This is a genomic window from Pseudomonas fragariae (ex Marin et al. 2024) (assembly GCF_059621105.1).
Genome location: NZ_CM184369.1, coordinates 6,140,947 through 6,165,274, shown reverse-complemented (window position 1 = coordinate 6,165,274; position 24,328 = coordinate 6,140,947). Strand labels below are relative to the sequence as shown.

At 61.6% G+C, this 24,328-nt stretch carries 21 protein-coding genes; 13 read left to right on the top strand and 8 right to left on the bottom strand.

From position 1 onward, the window contains the following. The first annotated feature begins 44 nt into the window (after positions 1-44). Entirely contained in the window at positions 45-1,112 is a 1,068-nt protein-coding gene (locus AC54XV_RS26890; protein WP_060409288.1) for a sensor histidine kinase, read from the top strand. Beyond that, positions 1,112-1,750 (top strand): response regulator transcription factor, encoded by a 639-nt coding sequence (locus AC54XV_RS26885; protein ID WP_003401355.1) that lies wholly within the window; start codon positions 1,112-1,114, stop codon positions 1,748-1,750. Before AC54XV_RS26890 ends, AC54XV_RS26885 begins: the two co-directional genes overlap by 1 nt. Before the next feature lie 102 nt (positions 1,751-1,852). On the opposite strand, the gene AC54XV_RS26880 is transcribed toward AC54XV_RS26885, so the two are convergent. From AC54XV_RS26880 to AC54XV_RS26865, 4 genes are all read right to left on the bottom strand, one after another. Continuing rightward, positions 1,853-3,736 carry an acyltransferase family protein gene (locus AC54XV_RS26880; protein WP_240851076.1) on the bottom strand — a complete coding sequence of 628 codons (1,884 nt, stop codon included), beginning with the start codon at positions 3,734-3,736 and terminating at the stop codon, positions 1,853-1,855. Positions 3,737-3,830: 94 nt separating this feature from the next. Beyond that, complete coding sequence (locus AC54XV_RS26875; protein WP_496717531.1) at positions 3,831-5,114, bottom strand: hypothetical protein; 1,284 nt, start codon at positions 5,112-5,114, stop codon at positions 3,831-3,833. Positions 5,115-5,824: 710 nt separating this feature from the next. Next, positions 5,825-7,444: a glucan biosynthesis protein D gene (locus tag AC54XV_RS26870; RefSeq protein ID WP_003401346.1), complete on the bottom strand. Its 1,620-nt coding sequence runs from the start codon at positions 7,442-7,444 to the stop codon at positions 5,825-5,827. Between the two features lie 198 nt (positions 7,445-7,642). Then, positions 7,643-7,876: a hypothetical protein gene (locus tag AC54XV_RS26865; protein ID WP_129451593.1), complete on the bottom strand. Its 234-nt coding sequence runs from the start codon at positions 7,874-7,876 to the stop codon at positions 7,643-7,645. Positions 7,877-7,972: 96 nt separating this feature from the next. Between AC54XV_RS26865 and hflK (AC54XV_RS26860) the strand changes: the two genes are divergently transcribed. From hflK (AC54XV_RS26860) to cfaB, 5 genes are all read left to right on the top strand, one after another. Next, positions 7,973-9,919: a protease modulator HflK gene (hflK, locus tag AC54XV_RS26860; protein ID WP_058822546.1), complete on the top strand. Its 1,947-nt coding sequence runs from the start codon at positions 7,973-7,975 to the stop codon at positions 9,917-9,919. A gap of 11 nt (positions 9,920-9,930) precedes the next feature. After that, positions 9,931-10,965, top strand: coding sequence for a protease modulator HflC (gene hflC, locus AC54XV_RS26855; RefSeq protein WP_003401340.1), 1,035 nt, complete (start codon positions 9,931-9,933; stop codon positions 10,963-10,965). Beyond that, on the top strand, positions 10,962-12,032 hold the full coding sequence (hflK, locus tag AC54XV_RS26850; RefSeq protein WP_003401338.1) for a protease modulator HflK: 1,071 nt from the start codon (positions 10,962-10,964) through the stop codon (positions 12,030-12,032). Before hflC ends, hflK (AC54XV_RS26850) begins: the two co-directional genes overlap by 4 nt. Further along, a complete protein-coding gene (locus AC54XV_RS26845; protein ID WP_032654732.1) occupies positions 12,029-13,993 on the top strand; it encodes a heavy metal translocating P-type ATPase in 1,965 nt (654 codons plus the stop codon). The genes hflK (AC54XV_RS26850) and AC54XV_RS26845 overlap by 4 nt, the downstream gene beginning before the upstream one ends. A 236-nt stretch (positions 13,994-14,229) precedes the next feature. Continuing rightward, positions 14,230-15,417 carry a C17 cyclopropane fatty acid synthase CfaB gene (cfaB, locus tag AC54XV_RS26840; RefSeq protein ID WP_024641006.1) on the top strand — a complete coding sequence of 396 codons (1,188 nt, stop codon included), beginning with the start codon at positions 14,230-14,232 and terminating at the stop codon, positions 15,415-15,417. A 46-nt stretch (positions 15,418-15,463) separates the two neighbouring features. Here the strand turns inward: cfaB and cls are convergent, their stop codons facing one another. Beyond that, positions 15,464-16,903, bottom strand: coding sequence for a cardiolipin synthase (gene cls, locus AC54XV_RS26835; protein WP_024641007.1), 1,440 nt, complete (start codon positions 16,901-16,903; stop codon positions 15,464-15,466). 169 nt (positions 16,904-17,072) lie between these two features. Here cls and AC54XV_RS26830 point away from each other — a divergent pair, with 169 nt between their 5' ends. Beyond that, positions 17,073-17,594 (top strand): DUF3617 domain-containing protein, encoded by a 522-nt coding sequence (locus AC54XV_RS26830; protein ID WP_003316040.1) that lies wholly within the window; start codon positions 17,073-17,075, stop codon positions 17,592-17,594. Positions 17,595-17,794: 200 nt separating this feature from the next. Then, a complete protein-coding gene (locus AC54XV_RS26825; RefSeq protein ID WP_024638986.1) occupies positions 17,795-19,021 on the top strand; it encodes an N-acetylmuramoyl-L-alanine amidase in 1,227 nt (408 codons plus the stop codon). A gap of 5 nt (positions 19,022-19,026) precedes the next feature. On the opposite strand, the gene AC54XV_RS26820 is transcribed toward AC54XV_RS26825, so the two are convergent. After that, positions 19,027-19,410, bottom strand: a complete 384-nt coding sequence (locus AC54XV_RS26820) for a hypothetical protein (RefSeq protein WP_024651559.1) — start codon at positions 19,408-19,410, stop codon at positions 19,027-19,029. Between the two features lie 140 nt (positions 19,411-19,550). On the opposite strand from AC54XV_RS26820, the gene zigA reads away from it, so the two are divergent. Continuing rightward, positions 19,551-20,759 carry a zinc metallochaperone GTPase ZigA gene (gene zigA / locus AC54XV_RS26815; protein WP_058399163.1) on the top strand — a complete coding sequence of 403 codons (1,209 nt, stop codon included), beginning with the start codon at positions 19,551-19,553 and terminating at the stop codon, positions 20,757-20,759. Continuing rightward, complete coding sequence (locus AC54XV_RS26810) at positions 20,759-21,409, top strand: DUF1826 domain-containing protein (RefSeq protein WP_058399164.1); 651 nt, start codon at positions 20,759-20,761, stop codon at positions 21,407-21,409. Before zigA ends, AC54XV_RS26810 begins: the two co-directional genes overlap by 1 nt. A 3-nt stretch (positions 21,410-21,412) precedes the next feature. Here the strand turns inward: AC54XV_RS26810 and AC54XV_RS26805 are convergent, their stop codons facing one another. Then, positions 21,413-21,787, bottom strand: a complete 375-nt coding sequence (locus AC54XV_RS26805) for a hypothetical protein (RefSeq protein WP_011269409.1) — start codon at positions 21,785-21,787, stop codon at positions 21,413-21,415. A 52-nt stretch (positions 21,788-21,839) separates the two neighbouring features. On the opposite strand from AC54XV_RS26805, the gene AC54XV_RS26800 reads away from it, so the two are divergent. Beyond that, positions 21,840-22,811 (top strand): CobW family GTP-binding protein, encoded by a 972-nt coding sequence (locus AC54XV_RS26800; RefSeq protein ID WP_496717524.1) that lies wholly within the window; start codon positions 21,840-21,842, stop codon positions 22,809-22,811. 136 nt (positions 22,812-22,947) lie between these two features. Here the strand turns inward: AC54XV_RS26800 and AC54XV_RS26795 are convergent, their stop codons facing one another. Beyond that, positions 22,948-23,340, bottom strand: coding sequence for a DUF3301 domain-containing protein (locus tag AC54XV_RS26795; protein ID WP_003401310.1), 393 nt, complete (start codon positions 23,338-23,340; stop codon positions 22,948-22,950). Between the two features lie 118 nt (positions 23,341-23,458). On the opposite strand from AC54XV_RS26795, the gene pdxY reads away from it, so the two are divergent. Beyond that, positions 23,459-24,325 (top strand): pyridoxal kinase PdxY, encoded by an 867-nt coding sequence (gene pdxY / locus AC54XV_RS26790; protein ID WP_024642075.1) that lies wholly within the window; start codon positions 23,459-23,461, stop codon positions 24,323-24,325. The last annotated feature ends 3 nt before the right edge of the window (positions 24,326-24,328 follow it).

Sequence of the window (24,328 nt, the reverse complement as noted above, 5' to 3'; positions counted from 1 at the left end):
AGGACATACTCAATGGGCCTTTTGCAACCAGCGGGATGATGCGCATGCGTGAACCTGAATCCTACGGCAAGGCCGCTATGGCGGTGCGGCTGATCGCGTTGCTGATGCTGGCGCTGGTCATTGCGGTTGCCGACACCTTGACCGACCTGGAAATCGCCGTGGGCGTATTTCAGATTGTGGTGGTGCTGCTGGCGGTCAGGTTCCTGCCGGCCACAGGCGTTATCGCGATGGCGTTGCTGTGCATGGTGCTGACCGTGATCAGTTACGAGATGACGACCTCCAGAGGCAGTGAGGCGTCCGGGCTGATCAATTGCATCATCAGCCTGGCGGCCATTGCCATGACCACCTGGCTGGCACTGCGCATGGCGCTGGCTATCCGTTCGGTACACGAAGCGCGCTCGCAGCTGGCGCGGATCGCACGGGTCAATCAACTGGGTGAGCTGACGGCGTCCATTGCTCATGAGGTCAATCAGCCGCTGTCGGCCATTGTCACCAGCGGCAATGCCTGTCAGCGCTGGCTGGCCACCGAGCCGGTCAACCTGGACAAGGCCCGCCAGGCGGTCGAGCGCATGATCAGTGACGCGAACCGCGCCGGGGACATCATCGTGCGAGTGCGTGCCCTGGCGAAGCGTTCGTCCACTCACAAGGAGTGGATCAGCGTGGCCGATACCGTCGCCGAGATCGTCGCGTTGGCACACAGCGAGATAGAAGGGCAGGGCGTCGCACTGCTGGTCGACGTGCCGGAGGGCCTGCCGCCGCTGCTGGCTGATCGGGTGCAGATCCAGCAAGTGTTGCTGAACCTGATGCTCAATGGTGTGGATGCGATGAAAAAGCTCAAGGCAGATCAGGCGCAATTGGAGGTTCGGGTGGGCTTGCAAGACGGCGGCGATATCGGATTTGCGGTGAGCGACAATGGGATCGGCGTGCTGCCGGAAAACATCCACCAGTTGTTCGACGCGTTCTACACCACCAAGGAGGAAGGGATGGGGATTGGCCTGGCGATCAGCCGTTCGATCATCGAGGCCCATGGCGGGCGCATCTGGGTCACGCCCAACCCGTCAATCGGTGCTACGTTTCACTTCACCTTGCCTACTGGAAAGATGGAAACCTGATGAGCACAGCTGCCACTGCATCACCGACCGAAGAGCCGATCATCTACGTCCTCGATGACGACCTGTCGGTGCGCTCCTCGCTGGAGGACCTGCTGGCCTCGGTCGGATTGCGCAGCATGCTGTTCGGCTCGACCCGCGAGTTCCTGGACACCCCGCGTCCTGACGCGCCGGGCTGTCTGATTCTGGACATCCGCATGCCGGGCATGAGCGGCCTGGATTTCCAGGAACATATGGCCAGGTCGGGGATTTCCCTGCCGGTCATTTTCATCACCGGGCATGGTGACATCCCCATGTCCGTGCGGGCGATGAAGGCCGGTGCGGTGGAGTTTCTGACCAAGCCCTTTCGCGATCAGGACTTGCTCGACGCCATTCAGCAGGGCTTGGCGCAGGATCGCAGCCGGCGCCAGAGTGCCGCCGTCGAAGCCGAACTGCGGCGCCGCCACGCAAGCCTCAATCTCGGTGAGCAGCAGGTGATGGAGCTGGTGGTCAGCGGCCTGCTCAACAAACAGATTGCAGCCCGGCTGAACGTGAGCGAAATCACCGTCAAGGTCCGCCGTGGCTCGGTGATGCGCAAGATGGAAGCCGATTCCCTGGCCGACCTCGTCAAGTTTGCCGAGCGCCTCAAAGAGCTGCATTGATCGACGACCCCATCGTTATACACCTGTCTCGTGGGAGCGAGCCGGGCGACGCTTCGCTTGCTCGCGAAGAGGCCGCTACAGCCTCCAGAAACAGGACGTTTGTTAATTCACCAATTGCGGCAGTACATAGTTGCGCACGACGTACAGCGAACCTTCTGCGCTCAAGTGCCCCGAGTCGATCTGCAGCAGCGAGCGGTTGTCTTCCAGGCGTACCAGGCAGGCATCGGCGATGCACAGTTTGTCGATCAGCGACACGAACTGGATGCCTGCCGATGCGGCCAAATTGCGGGCCGCCTGATCCACCAGCATGATGCTTTGATCCAGAGCCGGATCGCGGATGTGCGATTCGCTCAGCCCCCAATGGCGGTTGGCGATGACGCTGGGCAGCGACGGGTTCCACTGCGGGACCGGGCCGATCAGCACGATATGCTTCACGCCCAAGCCCTTGAGCCGGGTCGCGATCTGCGTCCAGTCAGTCTTGTCGTGCCCATCCTTCTGCGCGATGACCACGATATCCGGACGCAGCTTTTCGATGCCCTGCAGGGCCGTTCTGTTGGAGTAGTCACAGGCCCTGCTGGTCGCAGAGGTACGTCCTTGATGGTCACTCAGACCGGGACGGCAACTGGCCGAGGCGACCTGATAGAAAGGCGTGCTGTGTGTCAGCAAGGTACGCAAGCCGAGCGACAGCGCCTGCGCGTGAGAGTCGCCCCACAGGAACACGCCGCCCGCACCTTGCTTGCGCGTGCAGGCTTCGTCGATGCCTGATTGGCCGCGTTGGGTCAGGGCAGAGAAGGCATCACATTTCAGCCAGTAAGGCTCGTACAGGTTGTGCTGACGATCAGCGTATTCCTGAATGAAACGCGCCTTGTCCGAAACACTCACAGGTCGCAGTGGCGATACCGCGCCGCCAGTCGCACTCACCAGCGCTCCGCCGACGAACAGCAGAGCGATCAGCGCGCCGAACGTGGCACGTCTGCTGCGCTGATCGGATGACGGCCTGCTGACGGGCTGCTCGATCAGCCGCCATGAAACCAGACCCAGCGTCACGGCCACGCCGATGCCCACCAGCACCGTGCGGGTCTCGCCCAGCAAGCCGGCGTCATTCATCCACACCACCACCGGCCAATGCCACAGGTACAGCGAGTACGACCGTGTGCCGGTCCATTGGGCCAGTGGGTTACAGGTCAGCAGCGAGTCGTTGCGCGCGGCGATGATCACCGCGAATGTCCCCAGCACCGGCATCAGCACCAGATAACCCGGCCATGTGTCCTGCACGGACAGCAGAAAGAAACCGGCCACGATCAGCGTCAGTCCGATGTGTTCCAGAGCGCGTTGCTGCAGGGCCTTCAATTGCAGCGGGAACAGGCAGGCGACGCCACCTGCCAGCAACTCCCAGGCGCGGGTCGGCAGCAGGTAGAACGCTGCCTCCGGCCATTGCGAGGAGGCAGGTATGCAGACCACAAAGCCTGCCAGGCTTGCTCCGAGTATCCACCAGCGCAGGTTATGCAGCGCGACGAAGCGGCTGAGCATCAGCAGCGCAATCGGGTACAGCAGGTAAAACTGCCATTCCACCGACAGCGACCAGGTGTGCAGCAACCATTTCTCATGGGCACTGGCGGTGAAATACCCCGCCTCACGCCAATAGACAACGTTGGAAACGAACCCCAGGCTGCTCGCCACATGTGTGCCCAGCGCACTGTAATCCAGCGGCAGCAGGGCGAACCAGCCCAGCAGCAGCAAGGCAAAACACAGCGCAGCGAGGGCCGGGACGATGCGTCTGGCCCGTGACGTGTAGAACGCTGCCAGCCTGAACTTACCGCTCCTCAAGCCGCGCAGGATGATGCCGGTGATCAGATACCCCGAGATCACGAAAAACACGTCGACACCGGCAAAGCCGCCAGGCAGCCAGTCGGGGTGGAAGTGGAAGAGCAGTACCGCGATCACTGCGATGGCGCGCAGGCCATTGATGTCTTTTCTGAAGTCCATTTGAGAACGCCATCCGTTGGCTGATCGTGAGGGAGAGGGTGCCGGGATCAGCCGAAACGTATCGGCGGCCAGCGTGGTGGTGATGGGGTGGCGGTCAGCGGGCAGCCGGCGACAGTCCGGGCGCATGGCTCGCAGAAGGTTCTCTGCCGGCAATCACATGACCAATCGCCAGGCCGATGAACAGGTTGGCGACAGCGACCTCGAACATGTCGGTGGTCCAGCTGATCAGGCACCAGCAGAAGCTGATCGCCAGCAGCATATGGCCGACACGGGTCTGATCATCGATCAGGCGGAACAACAGCGGAATCTGCAGCACATACAGCAGCAAGCCGAGCACGCCCAGCATTGCCCAGAGGTACAGGGCGGAGCTGTCCATGCCGAGAAATACCCCGGCACCGTCCACTGGAAACAGCCCCATCGTGCTGCCGACCATGCCGAAGCCTGCGCCGCTGATCATCCAGCCTTCGCGACTCATCGCATTGATCAGGCCGGGCCAGGTGTTGATCAGCCGGTCATACAGCGAGGCCAGCGAGCCGCCGCTGCTGACCGCGTAGGCATCAGGACTCACAATCAGCCCCAGTGCCGGCAACAGCAGACCGATGCCTACCACCACGGTGCACACTGTCCTGCAGGTCCAGCTCATCCGCCGCAACAACAGCAGCACGATGGTCAGGGCGAAGGCCGCGGCTGGCGCTTTGCTGGTGGTCAGCACGATGGCGTAAAGCGCCACCGCACTCAGCAACACCATCATCAGACGCGAGCGCAGGAACATGAGCAGGTACAGCGTGTAGAAGGCGATCATGATCGACAGCACGTTGGACACCCTGGCGAAACCGGCAATGCGATCCACCTCGTCCGCACTCCATGAGGTATTGGCGCTCAACTGCGTCTCACCGACGCTGTAGCTGTAGCCCTTCCACGGCACGGAGGTGAGCTTGTCCAGGGCAATCCCCAGCAGCGAGGCCAGCAGGCAGAAGCCAATGGCGCGGTACAACAGCTTGCGGCGATACAGCAGGTGCCGGCCACATACCAGGCCGAACACCAGCGGGCTCAGCGCGAACAGGCTGAACGCCAGGTTGTGCACGCTGGCGCGATGCAGCATGGCCAGCAGCCCGGAAAGCAGCCACAGGATCGTGAATGTCCAGAACAGCCATCCGGCCCTGAAGGTGCGCAGTTCGAGCGCAAACAGCAGGATGCAGGCGGCCTTGGGCAGGTAGAGCAGGGGGCTGAGGCCTGCCTGATCGAAGTAGAAGCGCAATGCTCCGGAAAAGGTCTCGACCAGAATCAGGCTGATGGCGACCCACACCACCACCGTGGACTTGTCAAAGGACATCAACGACGACCTGGCGTCGACGCCGTTCGCAGTATTCAACGCCATGCTGGCTGCCTTGTGAAATACGTCAGGGGAATTGCGCGGACAAAGCTACCGCCCGACGATCACGGGGACGTGTCGACACAGGCAGGCTTTGTGAGATGGGGGTCTGGAGCGGACGCTCGCAACGGCATGACAACAGGTATATCAGTCGCAGTTGGGGCAACTGTCAATTAATTAGTCAGGATTAATGGTTATGCGCCGCACGCCCCGTGCCCGGGACAGGACGCGGAGCGTCCAGAACGGCGTGCCCACGCTGGAGCGTAGGCACGATGGTGTTCCTGAGAACCCCTATCGTTCCTCACGCTCCGCGTGGGAATGCCCTTCGTGACGCTCTGCGTCACAAATCTGCGCCGCGCTGCAGTACCGAGGACAGGACGCGGAGCGTCCAGAACGGCTTGCCCACGCTGGAGCATGGGCACGATAGTGTTCCTGCGGACGCGATCCTGCAGACACCTATCGTTCCTCATGCCCCAGCCCAGACACTTATCGTTCCTCACGCTCCGCGTGGGAATGCCCTTCGTGACGCTCTGCGTCACAAATCTGCGCTGCGCTGCAGTACCTAGGACAGGACGCGGAGCGTCCGGAACGGCATGCCCACGCTTGAGCATGGGCACGATGGTGTTCCTGCGGACGCGATCCTGCAGACACCTATCGTTCCTCACGCTCCAGCGTGGGAATGCCTTTCGTGACGCTCTGCGTCACCCATTTGCGGATTACGGGTACTTGCGTTTGTCCGGTGCGGGCGGGAAGTACTGATAGAGCCAGGTCTCGCTCAGCGTACGGTCGCCAGTGCGGATGAACATGCGCATTTCGACCGGCTCGACCGAGTCGCTGTCCGGTACCCAGTCGAAGGTGACGCGGTAGCCCTTGATGTCCGGCAGCACGAGGATGTTGAAGTCCTGCACCTTGCCATGGGTGACCGTGACGATGGGTTCGATCCCGGTGCCTTCCGGCAAGCGATCCAGACCGCCGCCGTTGAAGTCCACCGCAAAGCGGCGTGCCCAGGTTGTCGGGTAATGCTCGCCCGGTGCCCAGCCTTCGAGGAAACCGCCCATGCCTGAACGCGTCGCGTGGACCTGCGCCAGCGGCGTGCTCACCGGCGGCAGCGGGCTCCAGAACAGCTTGTAGCCGTAGTTCATCGAATCCCCGGCCTTGACCGGCGTCTTCGGTGTCCAGAACACCACGATGTTGTCCATCGTCTCGCCGGTGGTCGGCAGTTCCAGCAGGCTGACCTCGCCTTCGCCCCACGCCGTGATCGGCTCGACCCACAGGCTTGGACGACGGCTGTACCAGACGACCGTGTCCTGATAGCTGGAGAATTCGTGATCGCTCTGTACCAGCCCGAAGCCTTTCGGATCGGTGTCGGAGAACGCACTGAATTGCGGTTTGGCCGGGTTGTTCAGCGGACGGCAGATCCACTCACCGTTGCCACGCCACATCGACAGGCGATCCGAGTCGTGGATTTGCGGGTGGATGGTGTCGCACATACGGCGTTCGTGAGTGCCGCAACTGAACATGCTGGTCATCGGCGAAATGCCCAACTGCTGGATGTCGGTACGCGCATTGACGTGCGCGTCGATTTCCATGACCACCTGGCCGGCCTGACAGTCGATGTCGAAGCGATAGGCACCGGTCGCGCTCGGCGAATCGAGCAGTGCGTAAACCACGAAGCGTGTCGCGTTCTTGTCCGGTGTTTCAAACCAGAACTTGGTGAAGTCCGGGAATTCTTCCTGACGCTTGGCGTAACTGTCGATGGCCAGGCCGCGGGCCGAGAGGCCGTATTGCTTGTTGCTGTCCACCGCGCGGAAGTAGCTGGCGCCGAGGAACGAAACGACGTCATTGATGGCGATTTCAGGCGCCTTGAACAGTTTGAAACCGGCAAAGCCCAGATCGCCCTTGACCAGATTCTTGTCGATGCCGCTGTTCTCGTAGTTGAACAGGTCATGGCGGAAATGCACTTCGCGCGCCTGCTTGCTCTGCGGATCGACGCTGTACATGCGTACGGGGGTCTTGAAACCCATGCCGACGTGGAAGAAATGCACGTCGAGCTGGCCGTGGACGTCTTTCCACAGCGAGTGATTCGGGTCGTAGCGGATGGCATTGAATTGCTGCGGCGTCATGTTCGCAAGTACCGGTGGCAGCACCTGCTTGTTGCTCACATACCCTTTGCTCGCAAGCTTCTTGGCATGCGCCTGCAACTCTGCAAAATCGAAGTGTTCGATCTCGCCATCGGCTGCGGCGGCCAGTGCCCGCGCAGCAAAAAGCCCTGAGGCCGATACGCTGCCGTAGGCGGCCAACGCCATGGACGCTTTCAGGAGATTTCTGCGATTCATAAAGGTGAAGCCTCTGAGTAATTCTGTGCGTCCTGCACAAAAAATGGCGCGCCAACGACTCCTTGCCGAACGCAAACTACCCACAACAGATAACAAAGACGAGATACGGTTCGGAAATCGGCCAAAAAAAAACGCCGATCAGGGGTAATGAATCCGGCGTATTGACGGCTATAACGCGGATTTTTGCAGCGCTTTAGACTAATCGATTAAGCGCATCGCCGCGTGGCGCAAGGCTTCCAGCCGATCGGGGCAAGAAGCGCCGATCAACTGGGTGCCTTCGGACGACGCTAAAAACTTTTTTGCCAGGCAATATTCAGCAAACATTTTTCGGGCGTGCGGGCTCATCATCTGTACGACTTCAGGTCGAATCGACCGCTGGGCAGCACCGCTATCGCACATTCGTTCAGCTAATAGTCCTGACGAAAGTTTCATTCCGCGTGTTATATCGTAACGCTATGATTCACTGGCATTCAGATGCCAATGCAGGGCTCTCCAAAGGGCGATAAATAAGCGGGTGCCGGGGTAGTGATGCGGGTTGATTTGGATGAGCACGAAGGCCTTGAAGGCCTGCCGCGTTTTCAAATGGCGGTGCAACAGGTTCGGCGTCTGGGACGATTGATGTATGTGACCGGTGGGGCAGGGGCGTTCGGGCTGCTGCTGGCGTTGTCCATCGATCTGTTTTCCCCCGGCTCTTTGTGGATGGCTGTGCTGTGCAACGCCTCGGCGGCGTTGTTTCTGCTCACGGCGGGCTTGCAATCGGCGCGGCATGTCGCGCTGTGGCGGGCTCGCGCGCTGCGTTCGCCGGATGCAGACACCTTCGACGAAAGCCTGTCTGCTGCCGACGAGAGCGGCTGGTACGAGCGCCTGCTTGAACGGCTGAGTGACTCCGGCAAATCGCTGGTCAGGCATGTGGGCAGTTCGACCCTGTGGCTTGCCGCTTGGGCGGTGCTGGCGTTGATCGTCGTTCGCGCCTTCTGGAACCTGGCGCTGTTCGGCGCCGACCTCTCCACGGCTGGTAGCCTGGCCGGCAGTGTCATGCTGCTGTTGGCGTTCGGCCTGCTGGTCATCGAGCGGCAATTGAGCAGCGAGTCCGAAAGTCAGTCGCCGGAGGCCGGAGCGCTGGCGCAACTGGTGCGCATGACGCTGATCGTTCTGCTGATCGGCGCGCTGTGCCTGTTTTTCTCCAGCGCAGAGCGTGTCTGGCCTGCGCGGCTGGCGGTGTTGATCGGCCTGCTGCCGCTTGGCGTGGCGCTGGAGTTCCTGCTGCGCGCTGTGCTGTCGGTGTTCAGCCCGCGCAACCCACGTAGCGAACCACGCCTGCTGGCCGCCAGTTTCATCGCTGACCTGTTGCGCTGGCCACCGCGCCCGCTGCTCGCCTTGCAGCACGAACTGCACAACCGTTTCGGCATCGATCTGCGCCAGATCTGGGCCTTTACCTACATGCGTCGCGCCTTTTTGCCGGTGTTGGCGGTGGTCGCAGCGCTGGGCTGGGTGCTGAGCGGCGTGCATGAAATTCCCATGCAGGGGCGGGGCATTTATGAGCGCTTCGGCAAGCCGGTCGACGTATTCGGACCCGGTCTGCATGTGGGTTTGCCGTGGCCGTTCGGGCGCGTGCTGGCGGTTGAAAACGGCGTGGTTCATGAACTGGCGACCAGCGTTTCGGCCGCCGACACTTTCGAGCAGACGTTGGACCCGGCCGAAGGCCCGCCGCCTGGCAGCGCCAACCGTCTGTGGGATGCCAGCCATATCAACGAAAAATCCCAGGTCATTGCCAGCAGTGCAGGCGACAAGCAGAGCTTTCAGATCGTCAACATGGACGTGCGGTTCGTCTACCGCATCGGCCTGACAGATGCCGCAGCCATGGCGTCGACCTATAACAGCGCTGACATTCCGGCCTTGATTCGCAGCACGGCCAGCCGCGTGCTGGTGCACGACTTTGCCTCGCGCACGCTGGATGAGCTGCTCGGCGAACAGCGCAGCGGCCTGGCCGATGACATCGGCAAGGCCGTGCAGGCCGACTTGCAGCGTCTGGACAGCGGCGTCGAATTGCTCGCCACGGTGGTCGAAGCCATCCACCCGCCCGCCGGTGCTGCCAATGCCTATCATGCTGTGCAGGCTGCGCAGATTGGTGCACAGGCGCTGATCTCCCGCGAGCGCGGCGCGGCCAGCGACAAGGCCAATCAGGCGCAGCTCAACGCCAGCGTGGCGCGTGATCAGGCCAGTGCCGCCGCCCGCGAGATTCTGGCCGGCGCACAGGGTGCGGACCTGCGCTTCAGTGCTGAACGTCAGGCCTATGCCAAGGCAGGCCAGGCGTTTTTGCTGGAGCAATACCTGGCCCAACTGACCGAGGGCCTGGGCAATGCGAAATTGCTGATACTTGATCACCGTCTGGGCGGCGACAGTGCGCCGACCATCGACCTGCGTACCTTCACCCCACCGGCAGACCCAACGGCGCCGCGTAAAGCCGTTCAGTAAGGAGTCGTCCCTTGAGTCTGTTCCATCATCACGATCACGCCGACCACGATAGCCATGACAGTCACGGCCATGGCGGCCACGGTCATCACCACCACCATCATGGCGCGAGCGGCCCCGCCGCGTTCCCCTGGCGACGGGCAAGCCTGGCTGCGCTGCTGATCGCGTTTGCGATTGCGGCAGCGAGCCTGGTGCAGGTGCGTTCGGGCGAGGCGACCGTCGTCACGCGCTTCGGCAACCCGTCCCGCGTCCTGCTGGAGCCTGGCCTCAACTGGCGCTGGCCGGCACCGTTCGAGGCGACCATCCCGGTGGATCTGCGCCTGCGTACCACCTCCAGCGGTCTGCAGGACGTCGGTACCCGCGATGGCTTGCGCATCATCGTGCAGGCCTATGTGGCGTGGCAGGTGCAGGGCGATGCCGACAACGTGCAGCGTTTTATGCGCGCGGTACAGAACCAGCCAGATGAAGCGGCGCGGCAGATCCGCACCTTTGTCGGCTCGGCGCTGGAAACCACGGCGAGCAGTTTCGACCTCTCCAGCCTGGTGAATACCGACGCCAGCAAGGTGAATATCACCGCCTTCGAAAATCAGCTGCGCCAGCAGATCGATCAGCAACTGCTGGCGACTTACGGGGTGCGTGTCCTGCAGGTTGGCGTTGAACGACTGACCCTGCCGTCAGTGACGCTCAACGCTACGGTGGACCGCATGCGCGCCGAACGCGAGACCATCGCCACCGAGCGCACCGCCGTGGGCAAGCGAGAGGCGGCGCAGATTCGTTCGGCCGCCGAGCGCGACGCACGGATTGTCGAAGCCGATGCCACGGTCAAGGCGGCTGATATCGAAGCACAGTCGCGGGTCGAAGCCGCGCAGATCTATGGGCGTGCCTATGCGGGCTCGCCGCAGCTCTACAACCTGCTGCGCTCGCTGGACACGCTGGGCACCATCGTGACGCCGGGCACGCGTCTGATACTGCGCACCGACGCTGCGCCGTTTCGCGTGCTGGTGGACGGCCCGCCGACGCTGGATGGCAAGAGCGGAACGCAGCCATGAGCCAGCCGCTCGACGAAGCCGTGGCGCAGCGCCCGCCAGTGAACAGCCCCTGGTTGCAGGCGAGTCGTCTGGCGTTTCTGGGGCTGTATGGCGTGACACTGCTCGCCGCGCTGGCCTGGGCGACGTCCAACATACGCCAGATCGATCCACAGAATCGCGCGGTGGTCATGCACTTCGGCGCGATCGAACGGGTTCAGAACGCAGGATTGCTGGTCGCCTGGCCGCAGCCATTCGAACAGGTGGTGCTGCTGCCTTCGGCTGATCGGGTGATAGAGCGGCGCGTGGAAACCCTGCTGCGTTCGCCTGCCGCGTTGAAGGCCGATGAAGTCGCGACCCTGTCGGCACCCATGAGCGATGCACTGGCAGGCTCAGGTTTTCTGCTGACTGGCGATGCCGGTGTGGTGCAACTGGACGTCACGGTGTTTTACAAAGTGACTGACCCCACTGCCTTCGTATTGCAGGGCGAGCATGTATTGCCCGCGCTGGACCGGCTGGTCAATCGCAGCGCTGTGGCGCTGACCGCGGCGCGGGATCTGGACACCATTCTGGTTGCCCGTCCCGAGCTGATCGGTGCTGACAGCCAGGCCGCCGAGCGCCGTGAGCGGCTGCGTGGCGACCTGGTGCGCGGCATCAATCAGCGTCTGGCCGAGCTCAAGGCGACAGGCATGGGCATCGGTGTCGAGGTCGCTCGGGTGGATGTGCAGTCGAGCCTGCCGACCTCCGCAGTCAATGCGTTCAATGCCGTACTGACGGCCAGTCAGCAGGCCGATCAGGCCGTGGCCAATGCACGCACGGATGCCGAAAAGCTGACCCAGACCGCCAATCAACAGGCCGACCGAACCCTGCAAGTGGCGCACGCACAGGCGTCCGAGCGTCTGGCCAAGGCGCAGGCGGCCACCGCAACGGTCGTCAGCCTGACGCAATCGGCCGAAACCCGCAGCGACCCCGGTCTGCTGCAACGCCTCTACCGTGAACGCGTACCGGCCATTCTGCATCAGGCGGGTTCGGTGACCACGATCGACCCCAAAGACGATTCCCGCCTGATCATTCAGGGAGCACCACAATGAGTGGCGAAGCCGTTCACACCCACGACGCCGAACAGCCGCAAGCGCCTGGCAGTCTGCTGAGCAGCGCCGAGCAGCGCAGTGCGGCCCGGCAACTGACCCTCGCGATGCTGGCCTTGGGCTTGCTGGGATTGGGACTGGTCTGGCGGTTTTTCGCCCCGGAGCAGGAAGGTGTCAGCCAGTTGCTGTTGGGCGCTGCATCACTGTTGGTGGCGATACCGGTGATCAGCGCCGGCTGGCACAGCCTGCGGCATCCGAGCCTGCACGGCATCACCGATCAGTTGATTGCGCTGGCGATGCTCGGTGCCTGGGCCACCGGTGACCTGATGACCGCCGCCTTGCTGCCGATCATCATGATCTTCGGGCATGTGCTGGAAGAGCGCAGCGTGATCGGCTCGCAGGAGGCCATCGAAGCGCTGGGACGCCTGACCCGCAGCCAGGCGCGTTTGCTGGGCGCCGACGGCAGCGTGCGCGAGGTCGACAACGCGACGCTCAAAGCCGGCGATCAGGTGGAAGTGCGGGCGGGCGACCGGGTTCCGGCGGACGGTCGGGTACTGTCCGGGCAAGCCAGTCTGGATACGTCGTCGATCACCGGCGAATCGGTCCCTCTGGAAGCCAGTATCGGGGTCGAAGTGTTCGGTGGCGCCATCAACCTGGACGGCCTGCTGCGCATCGAAGTGACCCGCATCGGCGATCAGTCCACGCTGGGCAAGGTCATCGCGCTGATGCAGAGCGCGGAGCGTTCCAAGCCGCCTATCACGCGTCTGTTGGAGCGTTACGCAGGCAGTTACATGGTGCTGGTCTTGCTGATCGCGGCGCTGACCTGGTTCATCACTCAGGATGCGCAGGCGATGCTGGCGGTGCTGGTCGCGGCCTGTCCCTGCGCGCTGGTGCTTTCGGCCCCGGCCACCGCCATTGCAGGTATTGCGGTCGCGGCGCGGCACGGCATTCTGATCCGCAGTTCGGCGTTTCTTGAAGAACTGGCGGACCTCAACTCACTGGTTGTGGACAAGACCGGTACCCTGACCTACGGCCGCCTGCGCCTGCAGTCCGTACAGGCTGACGGTCCACAGCATCCACAATTGCTGGAGCTGGCTGCGAGCCTCGGGTCGGCCAGCAGCCACCCGGTGAGTCGGGCTTTGGCCGGGCTGGTGGACAATGCCCGACTGTTGCCGCTGACCGACACCCGAGAGCGCCAGGGCCTGGGTGTAGTGGCGTCGACCGGGCAGGGCGATGCAGCACTGGGCCGCCCGGAGTTGTTCGCTCAGATGGGCATCGTCACGCCTGCCGTCCCGGCACATGACGGCCCGCTGGCCGGGCTGTCGCTGGATGGGGTTTTTCTGGCCTGGCTGCTGCTCGCCGACAGCGTCAAACCCGAAGCGCAGGCGGCACTGTTCGAATTGCGCGGGCTGGGCCTGGGCCGACAGTTGCTGTTGACCGGTGACCGGCAGAGCGTGGCCGACAGCCTGGCGCACGATATCGGCATCGCCGACGTTCAGGCACAGGCGTTGCCCGAGGATAAGCTCAACCGCGTCATGGGCGAGATTGCCAATGGCTTCCGGCCGATGGTTGTGGGCGACGGGGTCAACGATTCACTGGCCCTGAAGGCGGGCGTGGTCGGCGTGGCGATGGGCGCGGGCGGGGCGGATATCGCGCTGGCGTCTGCCGACATCGTGCTGATCGGCAGCGACCTGCGCCGCCTCGGCACCTGCGTGCGACTCAGCCGTCAGTGTCGTCAGACCCTGCAGGTCAACGTCATCATCGGGCTGGGCTGGACGCTGGCCATCGTGGCACTCGCCGCCTTTGGTCTGCTTGGCGCTGCGGGCGCGATGGTCGCAGCTATCCTGCACAATCTAAGCACCCTGTTGGTATTGGGCAACGCCGGACGTTTGCTGCGCTTTCAGGAGCCATTGCTCAAGCTCGAGGACGCGGGCGTGCAGCATCAGGGCTCGCGTTTGCGCTGAGGGTCAGTGCGTCAAATGGCTTGAGCTTTGACAAAATCTGTTACAGATTAAGCGCTATGTTTCATTGCATGATCCAGATTCAGGCTGACTCTCGGCTCGAATCAGAGGGCACAGGGCTGTTCCCCCGCAGTTGATTCATAGCAGTTTTGCCGTCGCCAATGCCTTTTCGGGCCCTTTTGCAGGGTCCTTGCTGGATTACTCTTTTTTGAGTCTCTGGATAAGGGGGTGATTTTGAAATGCTTACACAACTTCCAACGACCTTGCAGAATCTTCATCTGCCGTTGCGGCTCCGGCTCTGGGACGGTCATCAGATGGACCTCGGGCCTTCGCCCAGCGTCACGATAGTCGTCAAGGATCCGCAACTGGTCTCCGACTTCAGCCACCCCAGTCTGGGCCTGCTTGGCAGCGCGTTCGTTGAGGGTAGGCTGGAACTGGAGGGTTCAATCAGCGAAGTGGTCCGGGTCTGCGATGAACTGACCCACGCGCTGGTGGACGATGACGACAGCGCAGGCAATCCGGTCCGGGTCGAGCATGACAAAGACACTGATGCGGCGTCGATTGCCTACCACTACGATGTTTCCAACGACTTCTACCAGCTCTGGCTCGACAGGGAGATGGTCTACTCCTGCGCGTATTTCAAAACCGGCGACGAATCGCTGGAGCAGGCGCAGCAGGATAAATTCCACCACCTGTGCCGCAAGTTGCGGCTCAAGCGCGGTGAGTACCTGTTGGACGTCGGCTGCGGCTGGGGCGGGCTGGCGCGTTTTGCGGCTCGTGAATACGGCGCGAAGGTCTTTGGCATCACCCTGAGCCAGCAACAATTGGCGCTGGCCCGCGAACGCGTGCAAGCCGAAGGTCTGCAGGACAAGGTCGACCTGCAACTGCTCGACTACCGCGACCTGCCGCGGGATGCGCGCTTCGACAAGGTGGTCAGTGTCGGCATGTTCGAGCACGTCGGGCACGCCAACCTGCCGTTGTACGCGCAACGCCTGTTCGGTGCAGTGAAGGAGGGCGGCCTGGTGATGAATCACGGCATCACCGCACGGCACACCGACGGTCGTCCTGTCGGGCGTGGTGCCGGCGAGTTCATCGATCGCTATGTTTTCCCCAATGGCGAGCTGCCGCACATGGCCATGATCAGCGCCCAGATCAGCGAAGCCGGGCTTGAAGTGGTCGACGTAGAAAGCCTGCGCCCGCACTACGCGAAAACCCTGGAGCACTGGAGCGCACGACTGGAATCCCGGCTCGACGAAGCCGCGCGCATCGTGCCCGAACAGACCCTGCGCATCTGGCGGCTGTACCTCGCAGGCTGCGCCTATGGATTCACCAAAGGCTGGATCAACCTGCACCAGATACTCGCCGTAAAACCCTTCGCCGACGGCAAGACCGGACTGCCACTGACGCGTGAGGATATTTATGGGTGACGTCCCGTTTAGCCCCTCAAGGCAAGCAGCGTAGCGAGCACAGGTCTCACAGAATCGGTGAAATCAGCCGCGCCACGCGCATACCCAGTTGATGCAGACGCCGCGTTTCGTGGCTTTCCTGTACGGAGATTTCGCGGGCGAGGTTGAAGTCGGCGGTGAGCATGGATTCCACCTGGCTGGAAAAGTCGCTGTCGACGGTCAGCAGCATCAATTCGAAGTTGAGGCGGAACGAGCGGTTGTCGAGGTTGGCGCTGCCGATGGCGGTAATCTCGTTGTCGACCAGGACGACCTTCTGATGCAGGAAGCCCGGTTCGTAGCGGAACACCCGTACGCCGGCACGCACAGCATCGAAGGCGTACAGACTTGAAGCGGCGTACACCACGTAATGATCGGGGCGCGACGGCAGCAGCAGGCGCACGTCCACGCCGCGCAATACCGCCAGGGTCAGCGCAGCGCTGACGGCTTCGTCAGGTATGAAGTAGGGGCTGGTGATCCACACGCGCTCTTCGGCAGCATGGATGGCTTCAACGAAGAACAGCGAGCAGGTTTCCTGCGCATCAGCCGGGCCACTGGTCAGCAACTGGCAAAGCACACCGTCTTCGGGAAATTCATCAGGCAGGCTGAGCGGTGGCAGTTCGCGGGTGGCCCAGAACCAGTCCTCGGCGAACGACTCCTGCAAGCAGGCGACCACCGGGCCGATGACTTGCACATGAGTGTCGCGCCATGGGGCCAGCGGCGGCTTCAGCCCCATGTATTCATCACCCACGTTATGACCGCCTATATAGCCTTTCAGGCCATCGACGACAACGATTTTGCGGTGATTACGGAAGTTGATCTGAAAGCGATTGAGCCAGCCGCCGCGTGTGGCGAAGGCTTTTATCTGCACGCCACCGTCGCGCAGTTTATCGATATAGACGCCCGGCAAGGCGTGGCTGCCGATACGATCGTAAAGCACAAAGATCGCTACACCTTCGGCGGCTTTTTCCAGCAGCAGCGACTGCAGCTCGCGGCCGAGTTTGTCGTCATGGATGATGAAGAACTGAATCAGGATGGTCTTTTTCGCTTCACGGATGGCCTGAAAAATCGCCCCGAAGGTTTCTTCGCCGTTGATCAGCAGCCTGACCTTGTTGTTGGCCAGCGCCGGCATGTTGCCCAGCTTGGGCATTGCCCGCAGCGCCGCATAGGCATCCGATCGACGCGCAGCCACGGCCTCTTCCATCCATGGCCGCCAGTTGAGGCTGCCGATCGCGATCCGCATTTCCTGGTTGGCCTGGCGACGCGCCTTGATGTACGCATCGAATGAGCTTCGGCCGAACACCAGATAAGGCAGCAAGGTGAAATAGGGAATGAACAGCAGCGGCATCGCCCAGGCAATTGCTCCTTGGGAAGTCCGCACGGTCAGCAATGCATGGATGGCGGCACCTGTACCGAGTAAATGAATGAAACCCAGGACGTAACCGAAAAAGTACGGGTCGTGATAATCCATGTGGAACAATGCTCCTCGCCTTTGCTGCCTAACAGACCACAGCTGAACAGGAATGTCGCTATTTAATTCCGGGTGCAACTGGGCGACATGTGTGCCGTCTAAGGTTTATCTTTTGGCTGGATTATTCCAGTCTCGTTTTCATCCGTAATGCCCGATCAGGAATCTTGAAATGAACAAACGCATGTTGGCTTGGATGTTTTGTCTGGCGGCTCCTTTGGCTCAGGCGCAGATGCTGCAACCGGGTTTGTGGGAGCTGACGTCCAGCAATATGAAAGTGGACGGACAGCAGCTGCCGGACATGCAGTTGATGCTGGGGCAGTTGCAGAATCTGCCGCCCGAGCAGCGTGCGATGATGGAACAGATGATGAAGAAGCAGGGCGTCACCCTGGGCGGCAAAGGTGTGAGGGCCTGCCTGACTCAGGCTCAGGTGCAGTCGGACGACATTCCCCTGACTGACCCGGCATCCGGATGCACGCAAAAGATCACGGCGCGCAACGGCAAGACCTGGAACTTCCAGTTCAGCTGCCCGAAAGCCAAGGGCACCGGGCAGGCGCAGTTCCTGAGTGATCGCGAGTTCACCACCAACGTCGTCGGCACATTCAACGCCACCGGTCAGCAACAGAACGGCAGCATGGACACCCGCGCGGTGTGGCTGGGGCCGCAATGTGGCAACGTTGCCCCGCGTACCTGATCAAATTCAGAGAGTTATGTTCCACGTGGAACACGCCGCGCAGAGGTGATGAATTTTTGTCGCCTCTGACAGCGTTTCAGATGACTTAATCTTCATGAAGGGCCTCATCTTTCGCTCGTAACTGCATGTTATATTGTTACTAATGATGTGGATGAACCCTTCGTGAGCCGGGATGCTCAATTTGCTCTTTGAGACGTTCCATGCACCGACGCCAAGTGTTGCTCAACATGCTGCTGGCCAGTGCGGCCCTGACGTTGCCGTTGGGTGCCTACGCCACGCAGATTCGTAACGCCCGTCTTTGGCGTACCAACGACAAGCTGCGACTGGTCCTCGACCTGAGCGGCCCGGTGCAATACAAGACCTTCACTCTGACAGCTCCCGACCGCCTGATCATCGACGTCAGCGGTTCGCGGCTGACCGGCGACTTCAGCCAATTGGCGCTGGACCGTACCGTCATAAAATCGATTCGCTCCGGGCACTACGGCCAGGGTGACGACACGCGCATCGTGCTGGACCTCACCGCACCGGTACAGCTCAACAGTTTCCTGCTTGGTCCGGAAGGCGGGCAGGGGCATCGGCTGGTGCTGGACATGAGTTCCACGGCTCATGCGCCTGTGCAGATGGCTGAGCTGCCGCCGCCAGTGCCTGTGCCGATCCCGACCAGCAAGGCGCACACCGGACGCGACATCATGGTGGTAGTCGATGCCGGTCATGGCGGTAAGGATCCTGGCGCTGTTGGTTCGCGGGGTGAGCGTGAAAAAGATGTGGTGCTGTCCATTGCTCAGTTGCTGGCCAGACGCTTGAAGCGCGAGAAGGGCTTCGACGTACGTCTGGTGCGCAACGATGACTTTTTCGTACCGCTGCGCAAGCGCGTCGAGTTCGCGCACAAGTCCAACGCTGACATGTTCATCTCCGTGCATGCCGATGCTGCGCCTCGGCTGACGGCATCGGGTGCGTCGGTGTTTGCCCTTTCCGAAGGCGGAGCAACGTCGGCAACCGCGCGTTTCATGGCTCAGCGGGAAAACGGTGCGGACCTGCTGGGTGCCACGTCGCTGCTGAATCTGAAGGACAAGGACCCGATGCTCGCCGGGGTGATTCTCGACATGTCGATGAACGCCACCATTGCGGCCAGCCTGCAACTGGGTCACACCGTCCTGGGCAGTCTGGAAGGCATCACCACGCTGCATCAGAAGCGCGTTGAACAGGCCGGTTTCGCCGTTCTCAAATCACCGGATGTGCCGTCGATTCTGGTCGAGACCGGCTTCATCTCCAACAGCCGCGACAGCCAGCGCCTGGTCACGGCGCGTCATCAACAGGCCGTTGCCGATGGTCTGTTCGATGGCCTGCAGCGCTATTTCCAGCGTAACCCGCCAGTCGACTCGCACATGGCCTGGCTGCAGGCGCAGAAGCAGGAACAGCCGGTCTGATCGGCTCAGCGGCAGCCATTCAAGCGGCTGCAGGTGATCTTGCTGCGCGTGCCGCTTGAGCTGGATACCCGGGTGATTGTCGTCCAGCCCACACGCTGCACAGTGCCTACCCAGGCTTCGCCATCAGAAGCCAGCCCGGTAAAAAACGTCAACTGGCCATAGCGACTGTTGGTCTGCGCCCAACGGCGCTTGTCGAGTACCTCGTAGCCCTTTAACCACGTCGTTGATCCGGCGGCTGCCACGCTGTAGCTATTGCCCTGCGCATCGTTGCACGCCAGCAGCGTCGCGCTGCGGGTACAGGTAGCGAGGTCGGCGGAGGGTCTTGGTGGTGCAGCCATCAAATGCGTGCTGATCAGCATCGCCATCAAACCTGTCGAAACCCGTCTCATGAAGATCCCTTCACCAAGGCCATAGCTATTTCGGCTTGTTATACTATAACATCCTGATGTGATTGGAGTGGGCTGCCAGAGGGATTCGTCGCAGCCGACATGAACAAGGTTCAAGCCTTGCAGCTGCCTGGAGAATCCTGATGGCAAATCTTCTACCCGTTACCGTTCTGTCCGGTTTTCTCGGGGCCGGAAAAAGCACTTTACTCAATTACGTGCTGCGCAACCGTGAAAACCTGCGGGTTGCGGTGATCGTCAACGACATGAGCGAGATCAACATCGACGGCAGCGAAGTTCAGCGTGATGTCAGCCTCAACCGCGCCGAAGAAAAGCTGATCGAGATGAGCAATGGCTGCATCTGCTGCACCTTGCGCGAGGATCTGCTCGAAGAGGTCAGCCGCCTGGCACAGGACGGTCGTTTTGATTACTTATTGATCGAATCCACGGGAATCTCCGAGCCGTTGCCCGTGGCTGAAACCTTCACTTTCCGCGACGAGGCCGGCAAAAGCCTGATGGACCTGGCGCGCCTGGACACCATGGTCACCGTGGTCGATGGCGTGAACTTCCTGCTCGATTACGAGGCCGCAGACGGCTTGTCCACACGCGGTGAAACCATGGGTGAAGACGATGATCGCTCGATTACCGACCTGCTGATCGAGCAGATCGAGTTTGCCGACGTCATCCTGCTTAGCAAGATCGACCTGATCAGTTCCATTGAGCGTGAAGAGCTGATGGCGATCCTCAAGCGCCTCAACCCGGAGGCCGAGATTGTGCCGATGGTGATGGGTCAGGTGCCGTTGGCGACGATTCTCAACACCGGGCGCTTTGACTTCCAGCGTGCTTCCCAGGCACCGGGCTGGCTCAAGGAAATGCGCGGCGAACACATGCCGGAAAGCGAAGAGTACGGCATTGCATCAACCGCCTATCGTGCTCGCCGGCCGTTCCATCCGGAGCGCTTTTTCGATTTCATCAATCGTCCCTGGAGCAACGGCAAGCTGCTGCGCTCCAAAGGCTTCTTCTGGCTGGCCAGCAAATACAAGGATGCGGGCAGCTGGTCGCAGGCAGGCGGTTTGATGCGCCATGGCTTTGCCGGGCGTTGGTGGCGTTTCGTGAACCGCGACAGCTGGCCCGAGGACAAGGAAAGCGTCAGTTCCATTCTGGAGAACTGGTCGACTGAGACTGGCGACTGTCGGCAGGAACTGGTGTTCATCGGCCAGAACATTGATTTTGCGCGGCTGACCGCTGAGCTGGACAACTGCCTGCTCACTGATGCGGAGATGGAGGCGGGTGTCGAGCGTTGGCGTGCGCTGGCCGATCCGTTTGGCGAATGGCACGCAGAGGTGGCTGCCTGATGCTGGCCTATCGTTTTAAACCTGAAACCGCAGTCCGGCAGGTACAGGGCGCTACGCCCGATGTGTTGAGCGAGATTCTGCAGGATGGCGTCAACCTGGCGCTCTGGCAGCGTCAGTTGCCTGCGCATATAGAAGATTTCGGTGCCTTGCTGCTGTCGATGGGTGAGCCTCTTGCCGAGTCCATGACCCTGGAAGTGCAGGGCGGCGAGGTCGAGCCTGACCTGAGCGCGCTGGCATCGGGCTATTCCGACCTGCTGGGCTATCAGGGGTTCATTGCCGACGTTTCCTGGCTGGTCAGCGCCTATGCCTGTCTGCTGGGTGCCGAATGCGTTGGCCTGCGCCTGCGGGTGCTCGACAAGGCCATGTGCTCGCGCTTCCATGTCGACCACGTGCCGGTGCGTCTCATCACCACTTACGGCGGGGTTGGCAGTCAATGGCTGCATGAAGGGGTGATGGACCGCAAACAACTGGGGCGTCTGGACGCCGAGCCGACGGATGCTGCCCATATCCAGCAGATCAACAGCGGTGAAGTGGCGCTGCTCAAGGGCGAGCGCTGGCACGGCAATGAAGGTTTTGGTCTGATCCACCGCTCGCCGCAACTGCTGCGCAACGAGCGCAGGTTGATTCTGACGCTGGACTGGCTGGCCTGAGGTTCAGTCAGGCGTTAGCCACTGCCCCTTGCTCTGGCCTTCGCAGAAGGGCTTGAGGTACAGCGCATCACCGGCGACGCCGTAATAGTGGATGTGCTCGCGATACGGCATATTGGCAACCTGCGCATTGCGGCAGACGCCGAACGCACCTGTCGGGCACTGTTGCGAATAGACGGTCTCAGTCTTCTGCCCGGCCAGTTGCGGCTGGCAGAAGCTGTCGTGAAACAGGTTTGCCGGGATGTTGATATTTTCCTGGCAGACCTTCACGTCGAGCCTTTCGGCCTGGCTGTGGACCAGGCACGCTTCGGCCCACGCTGAGCCGCAAGACACTGTCAGCAGCATCAACGCCAGGCGGGCAGACAGCCGCATTACTTGCATCGTTATCCTTCCTTGCTCTTCAATGAACCACGCATTCGCCAAAAGTGATCTCATGCTGCAAAACATACCGACGCATGTCATCGGTGGCCCGCTGGGCGCCGGCAAGACCAGCCTGATCAAGCGCCTGCTGGCGCAGAAACCTGCCCATGAGCGCTGGGCCATACTGATCAACGAGTTCGGGCAGATCGGCCTGGACGCCGCGCTGCTGACTACGGATGCCGATGGTATCGCACTTGGCGAAGTGGCTGGCGGCTGCCTGTGTTGCGTCAATGGCGTGCCCTTTCAGATCGGCCTGGGGCGTTTGTTGCGCAAGGCGCGACCGGACCGTCTGTTGATCGAGCCTTCGGGGCTGGGCCATCCCGCGCAGCTGATGACGCAATTGCGCGAAGCGCCGTGGCGCGGCGTCCTGGATGTCCAGCCCGGCGTGGTGGTGCTGGACGCGCAGGCAATGCTCGCCGGACAACCGTTGCCGAGTACTCAGCAGGAAGCCCTGGCGCATGCCGGGCTGGTGGTCATGAACAAGTCCGAGCAACTGGATGATATCTCTCGTCAGGCATTGACCGAACAGTTGCTGCCGCACGCCTTGATCTGGACCCGACACGGCGAGCTGCCCCTGAGCTGTGTGCCGGGGTTTACCAGCGGTACTGCTGTGGATAAACAGTCTGTGGATAAGCTGATGCTTCCCGATGGCGTCGGCCACTTGCCGGCGCTATGGACCGACCCGAAGGTGCCGATCTGTCTGAGTCAGGTCAGTGCTGAAGGCTGGAGCATCGGTTGGCGCTGGCATCCCTCGCAGCGCTTCGATCTGCAGCGCATCCTGCGCTGGCTGGAAAGCCTTGATTGGCGACGGGCGAAGATGGTTATCCACAGCGAGTGCGGCTGGTATTCCGGCAACGTCGTTGATGGTGCTCCGCTGGCCTGGCAAATCAGTGAATGGCGTCAGGACTCACGCCTGGAATTGATCTTTTCCACTGCTCAGGATGTGGATAAGTTGCAGGCGCAGATGGCGGAGTGTCTGGTGTGACGGGGGCTAGCGGCTTGCTGAGGGCAGGACGCGGGGCGTCCGGAACGGCATGCCAACGCGGAGCATTGGCACGATAGTCAGTCGGGTTCAGGCATGGACATGAGCGCTGAATCGCGGCGACGAGCGTCGTGCGCGGCTACTGCTTCCATTTCTGATGCGATTGACGCCATTCGCTCATCTGAATAACTTCAGCGCTGGGCGGTGGTGTTTTGATTTCAAACGGGTAGGGTGCCAGTTCGATTTGCGCAGTGTGCGCGCCGAACAGGGTGATGGTGCCAGGGTGACGTTGCTCGCCGGTCACCGTGAACTCGAAGCCATACACCCGGGCCAGGCGTTTGCGGCCTTGAGCGTCGCGGGCGAAGGTCAGGCGGCGCAGGGCAACCGCGTCGTCCAGCAGTTGCAGTTCGAGGCGTGCGCAGTGCTGCTTGACGCGTGCCAGGGCCTTTTCGCGCAGACCATGGGCGTGCCACCACCAGGCCGCGGCGCTCGCGAACAGCATCAGCACGAAGATGTTTCCCAGGGTCAGCATGACGGAGTGCTCCAGCGTAGGAGTCGTCAGCTTAACTGTCCTGAGTGATTTACAGCCATACTGCGCGACTTATATTTCTCATTATTGCATTTGCATCGTGTTCAGGATTCCGCCCCCCATGAAACGTACGCCTCATTTGCTCGCTATCCAGTCCCATGTGGTATTCGGCCACGCCGGCAACAGCGCAGCGGTGTTCCCGATGCAGCGTATCGGGGTCAACGTCTGGCCGCTCAACACGGTCCAGTTCTCCAACCACACGCAATACAAGCAGTGGACCGGCGAAGTGCTGGCTCCGCAGCAGATTCCTGCGCTGATCGACGGCATTGCCGCCATCGGCGAGCTGGGCAACTGCGATGCGGTGCTGTCGGGGTATCTGGGCAGTGCGGCGCAGGGCAGGGCGATCCTCACGGGCGTGGCACGTATCAAGGCGGCCAATCCGAAAGCGCTGTACCTGTGCGACCCGGTGATGGGCCATCCTGAAAAAGGCTGCATCGTTGCGCCCGAAGTCAGTGATTTCCTGCTGCAGGAAGCGGCGGCCATGGCGGACTTCATGTGCCCCAATCAACTGGAGCTGGACAGCTTCTCGGGTCGTAAGCCCGAATCACTGCACGACTGCCTGGCGATGGCGCGTGCCTTGCTGGCGCGTGGTCCCAAGGCGATTGTGGTGAAACACCTCGATTACCCCGGCAAGGCCGCCGATGGCTTCGAAATGCTGCTGGTCACCGCCGAGGCGAGCTGGCACCTGCGCCGCCCGTTACTGGCGTTTCCGCGTCAGCCGGTCGGCGTGGGTGATCTGACCTCCGGTTTGTTTCTGTCGCGTGTGCTGCTGGGCGACGATCTGGTTGCCGCGTTCGAGTTCGCTGCGGCCGCCGTCCACGAAGTGCTGCTGGAAACCCAGGCCTGTGGCAGCTATGAACTGGAACTGGTGCGCGCTCAGGATCGTATTGCGCATCCGCGGGTCAGGTTCGACGCCGTGCGTCTGTAAACC

Excerpts from the sequence above, each read along its gene's own strand:
- AC54XV_RS26890 (WP_060409288.1), top strand. The coding sequence starts at position 45 with ATGCGTGAACCTGAATCCTACGGCAAGGCCGCTATGGCGGTGCGGCTG.
- AC54XV_RS26885 (WP_003401355.1), top strand. The coding sequence starts at position 1,112 with ATGAGCACAGCTGCCACTGCATCACCGACCGAAGAGCCGATCATCTAC.
- AC54XV_RS26880 (WP_240851076.1), bottom strand. The coding sequence starts at position 3,736 with ATGGACTTCAGAAAAGACATCAATGGCCTGCGCGCCATCGCAGTGATC.
- AC54XV_RS26875 (WP_496717531.1), bottom strand. The coding sequence starts at position 5,114 with ATGGCGTTGAATACTGCGAACGGCGTCGACGCCAGGTCGTCGTTGATG.
- AC54XV_RS26870 (WP_003401346.1), bottom strand. The coding sequence starts at position 7,444 with ATGAATCGCAGAAATCTCCTGAAAGCGTCCATGGCGTTGGCCGCCTAC.
- AC54XV_RS26865 (WP_129451593.1), bottom strand. The coding sequence starts at position 7,876 with ATGAAACTTTCGTCAGGACTATTAGCTGAACGAATGTGCGATAGCGGT.
- hflK (WP_058822546.1), top strand. The coding sequence starts at position 7,973 with ATGCGGGTTGATTTGGATGAGCACGAAGGCCTTGAAGGCCTGCCGCGT.
- hflK (WP_003401338.1), top strand. The coding sequence starts at position 10,962 with ATGAGCCAGCCGCTCGACGAAGCCGTGGCGCAGCGCCCGCCAGTGAAC.
- AC54XV_RS26845 (WP_032654732.1), top strand. The coding sequence starts at position 12,029 with ATGAGTGGCGAAGCCGTTCACACCCACGACGCCGAACAGCCGCAAGCG.
- cfaB (WP_024641006.1), top strand. The coding sequence starts at position 14,230 with ATGCTTACACAACTTCCAACGACCTTGCAGAATCTTCATCTGCCGTTG.
- cls (WP_024641007.1), bottom strand. The coding sequence starts at position 16,903 with ATGGATTATCACGACCCGTACTTTTTCGGTTACGTCCTGGGTTTCATT.
- AC54XV_RS26830 (WP_003316040.1), top strand. The coding sequence starts at position 17,073 with ATGAACAAACGCATGTTGGCTTGGATGTTTTGTCTGGCGGCTCCTTTG.
- AC54XV_RS26825 (WP_024638986.1), top strand. The coding sequence starts at position 17,795 with ATGCACCGACGCCAAGTGTTGCTCAACATGCTGCTGGCCAGTGCGGCC.
- AC54XV_RS26820 (WP_024651559.1), bottom strand. The coding sequence starts at position 19,410 with ATGAGACGGGTTTCGACAGGTTTGATGGCGATGCTGATCAGCACGCAT.
- zigA (WP_058399163.1), top strand. The coding sequence starts at position 19,551 with ATGGCAAATCTTCTACCCGTTACCGTTCTGTCCGGTTTTCTCGGGGCC.
- AC54XV_RS26810 (WP_058399164.1), top strand. The coding sequence starts at position 20,759 with ATGCTGGCCTATCGTTTTAAACCTGAAACCGCAGTCCGGCAGGTACAG.
- AC54XV_RS26805 (WP_011269409.1), bottom strand. The coding sequence starts at position 21,787 with ATGCAAGTAATGCGGCTGTCTGCCCGCCTGGCGTTGATGCTGCTGACA.
- AC54XV_RS26800 (WP_496717524.1), top strand. The coding sequence starts at position 21,840 with ATGCTGCAAAACATACCGACGCATGTCATCGGTGGCCCGCTGGGCGCC.
- AC54XV_RS26795 (WP_003401310.1), bottom strand. The coding sequence starts at position 23,340 with ATGCTGACCCTGGGAAACATCTTCGTGCTGATGCTGTTCGCGAGCGCC.
- pdxY (WP_024642075.1), top strand. The coding sequence starts at position 23,459 with ATGAAACGTACGCCTCATTTGCTCGCTATCCAGTCCCATGTGGTATTC.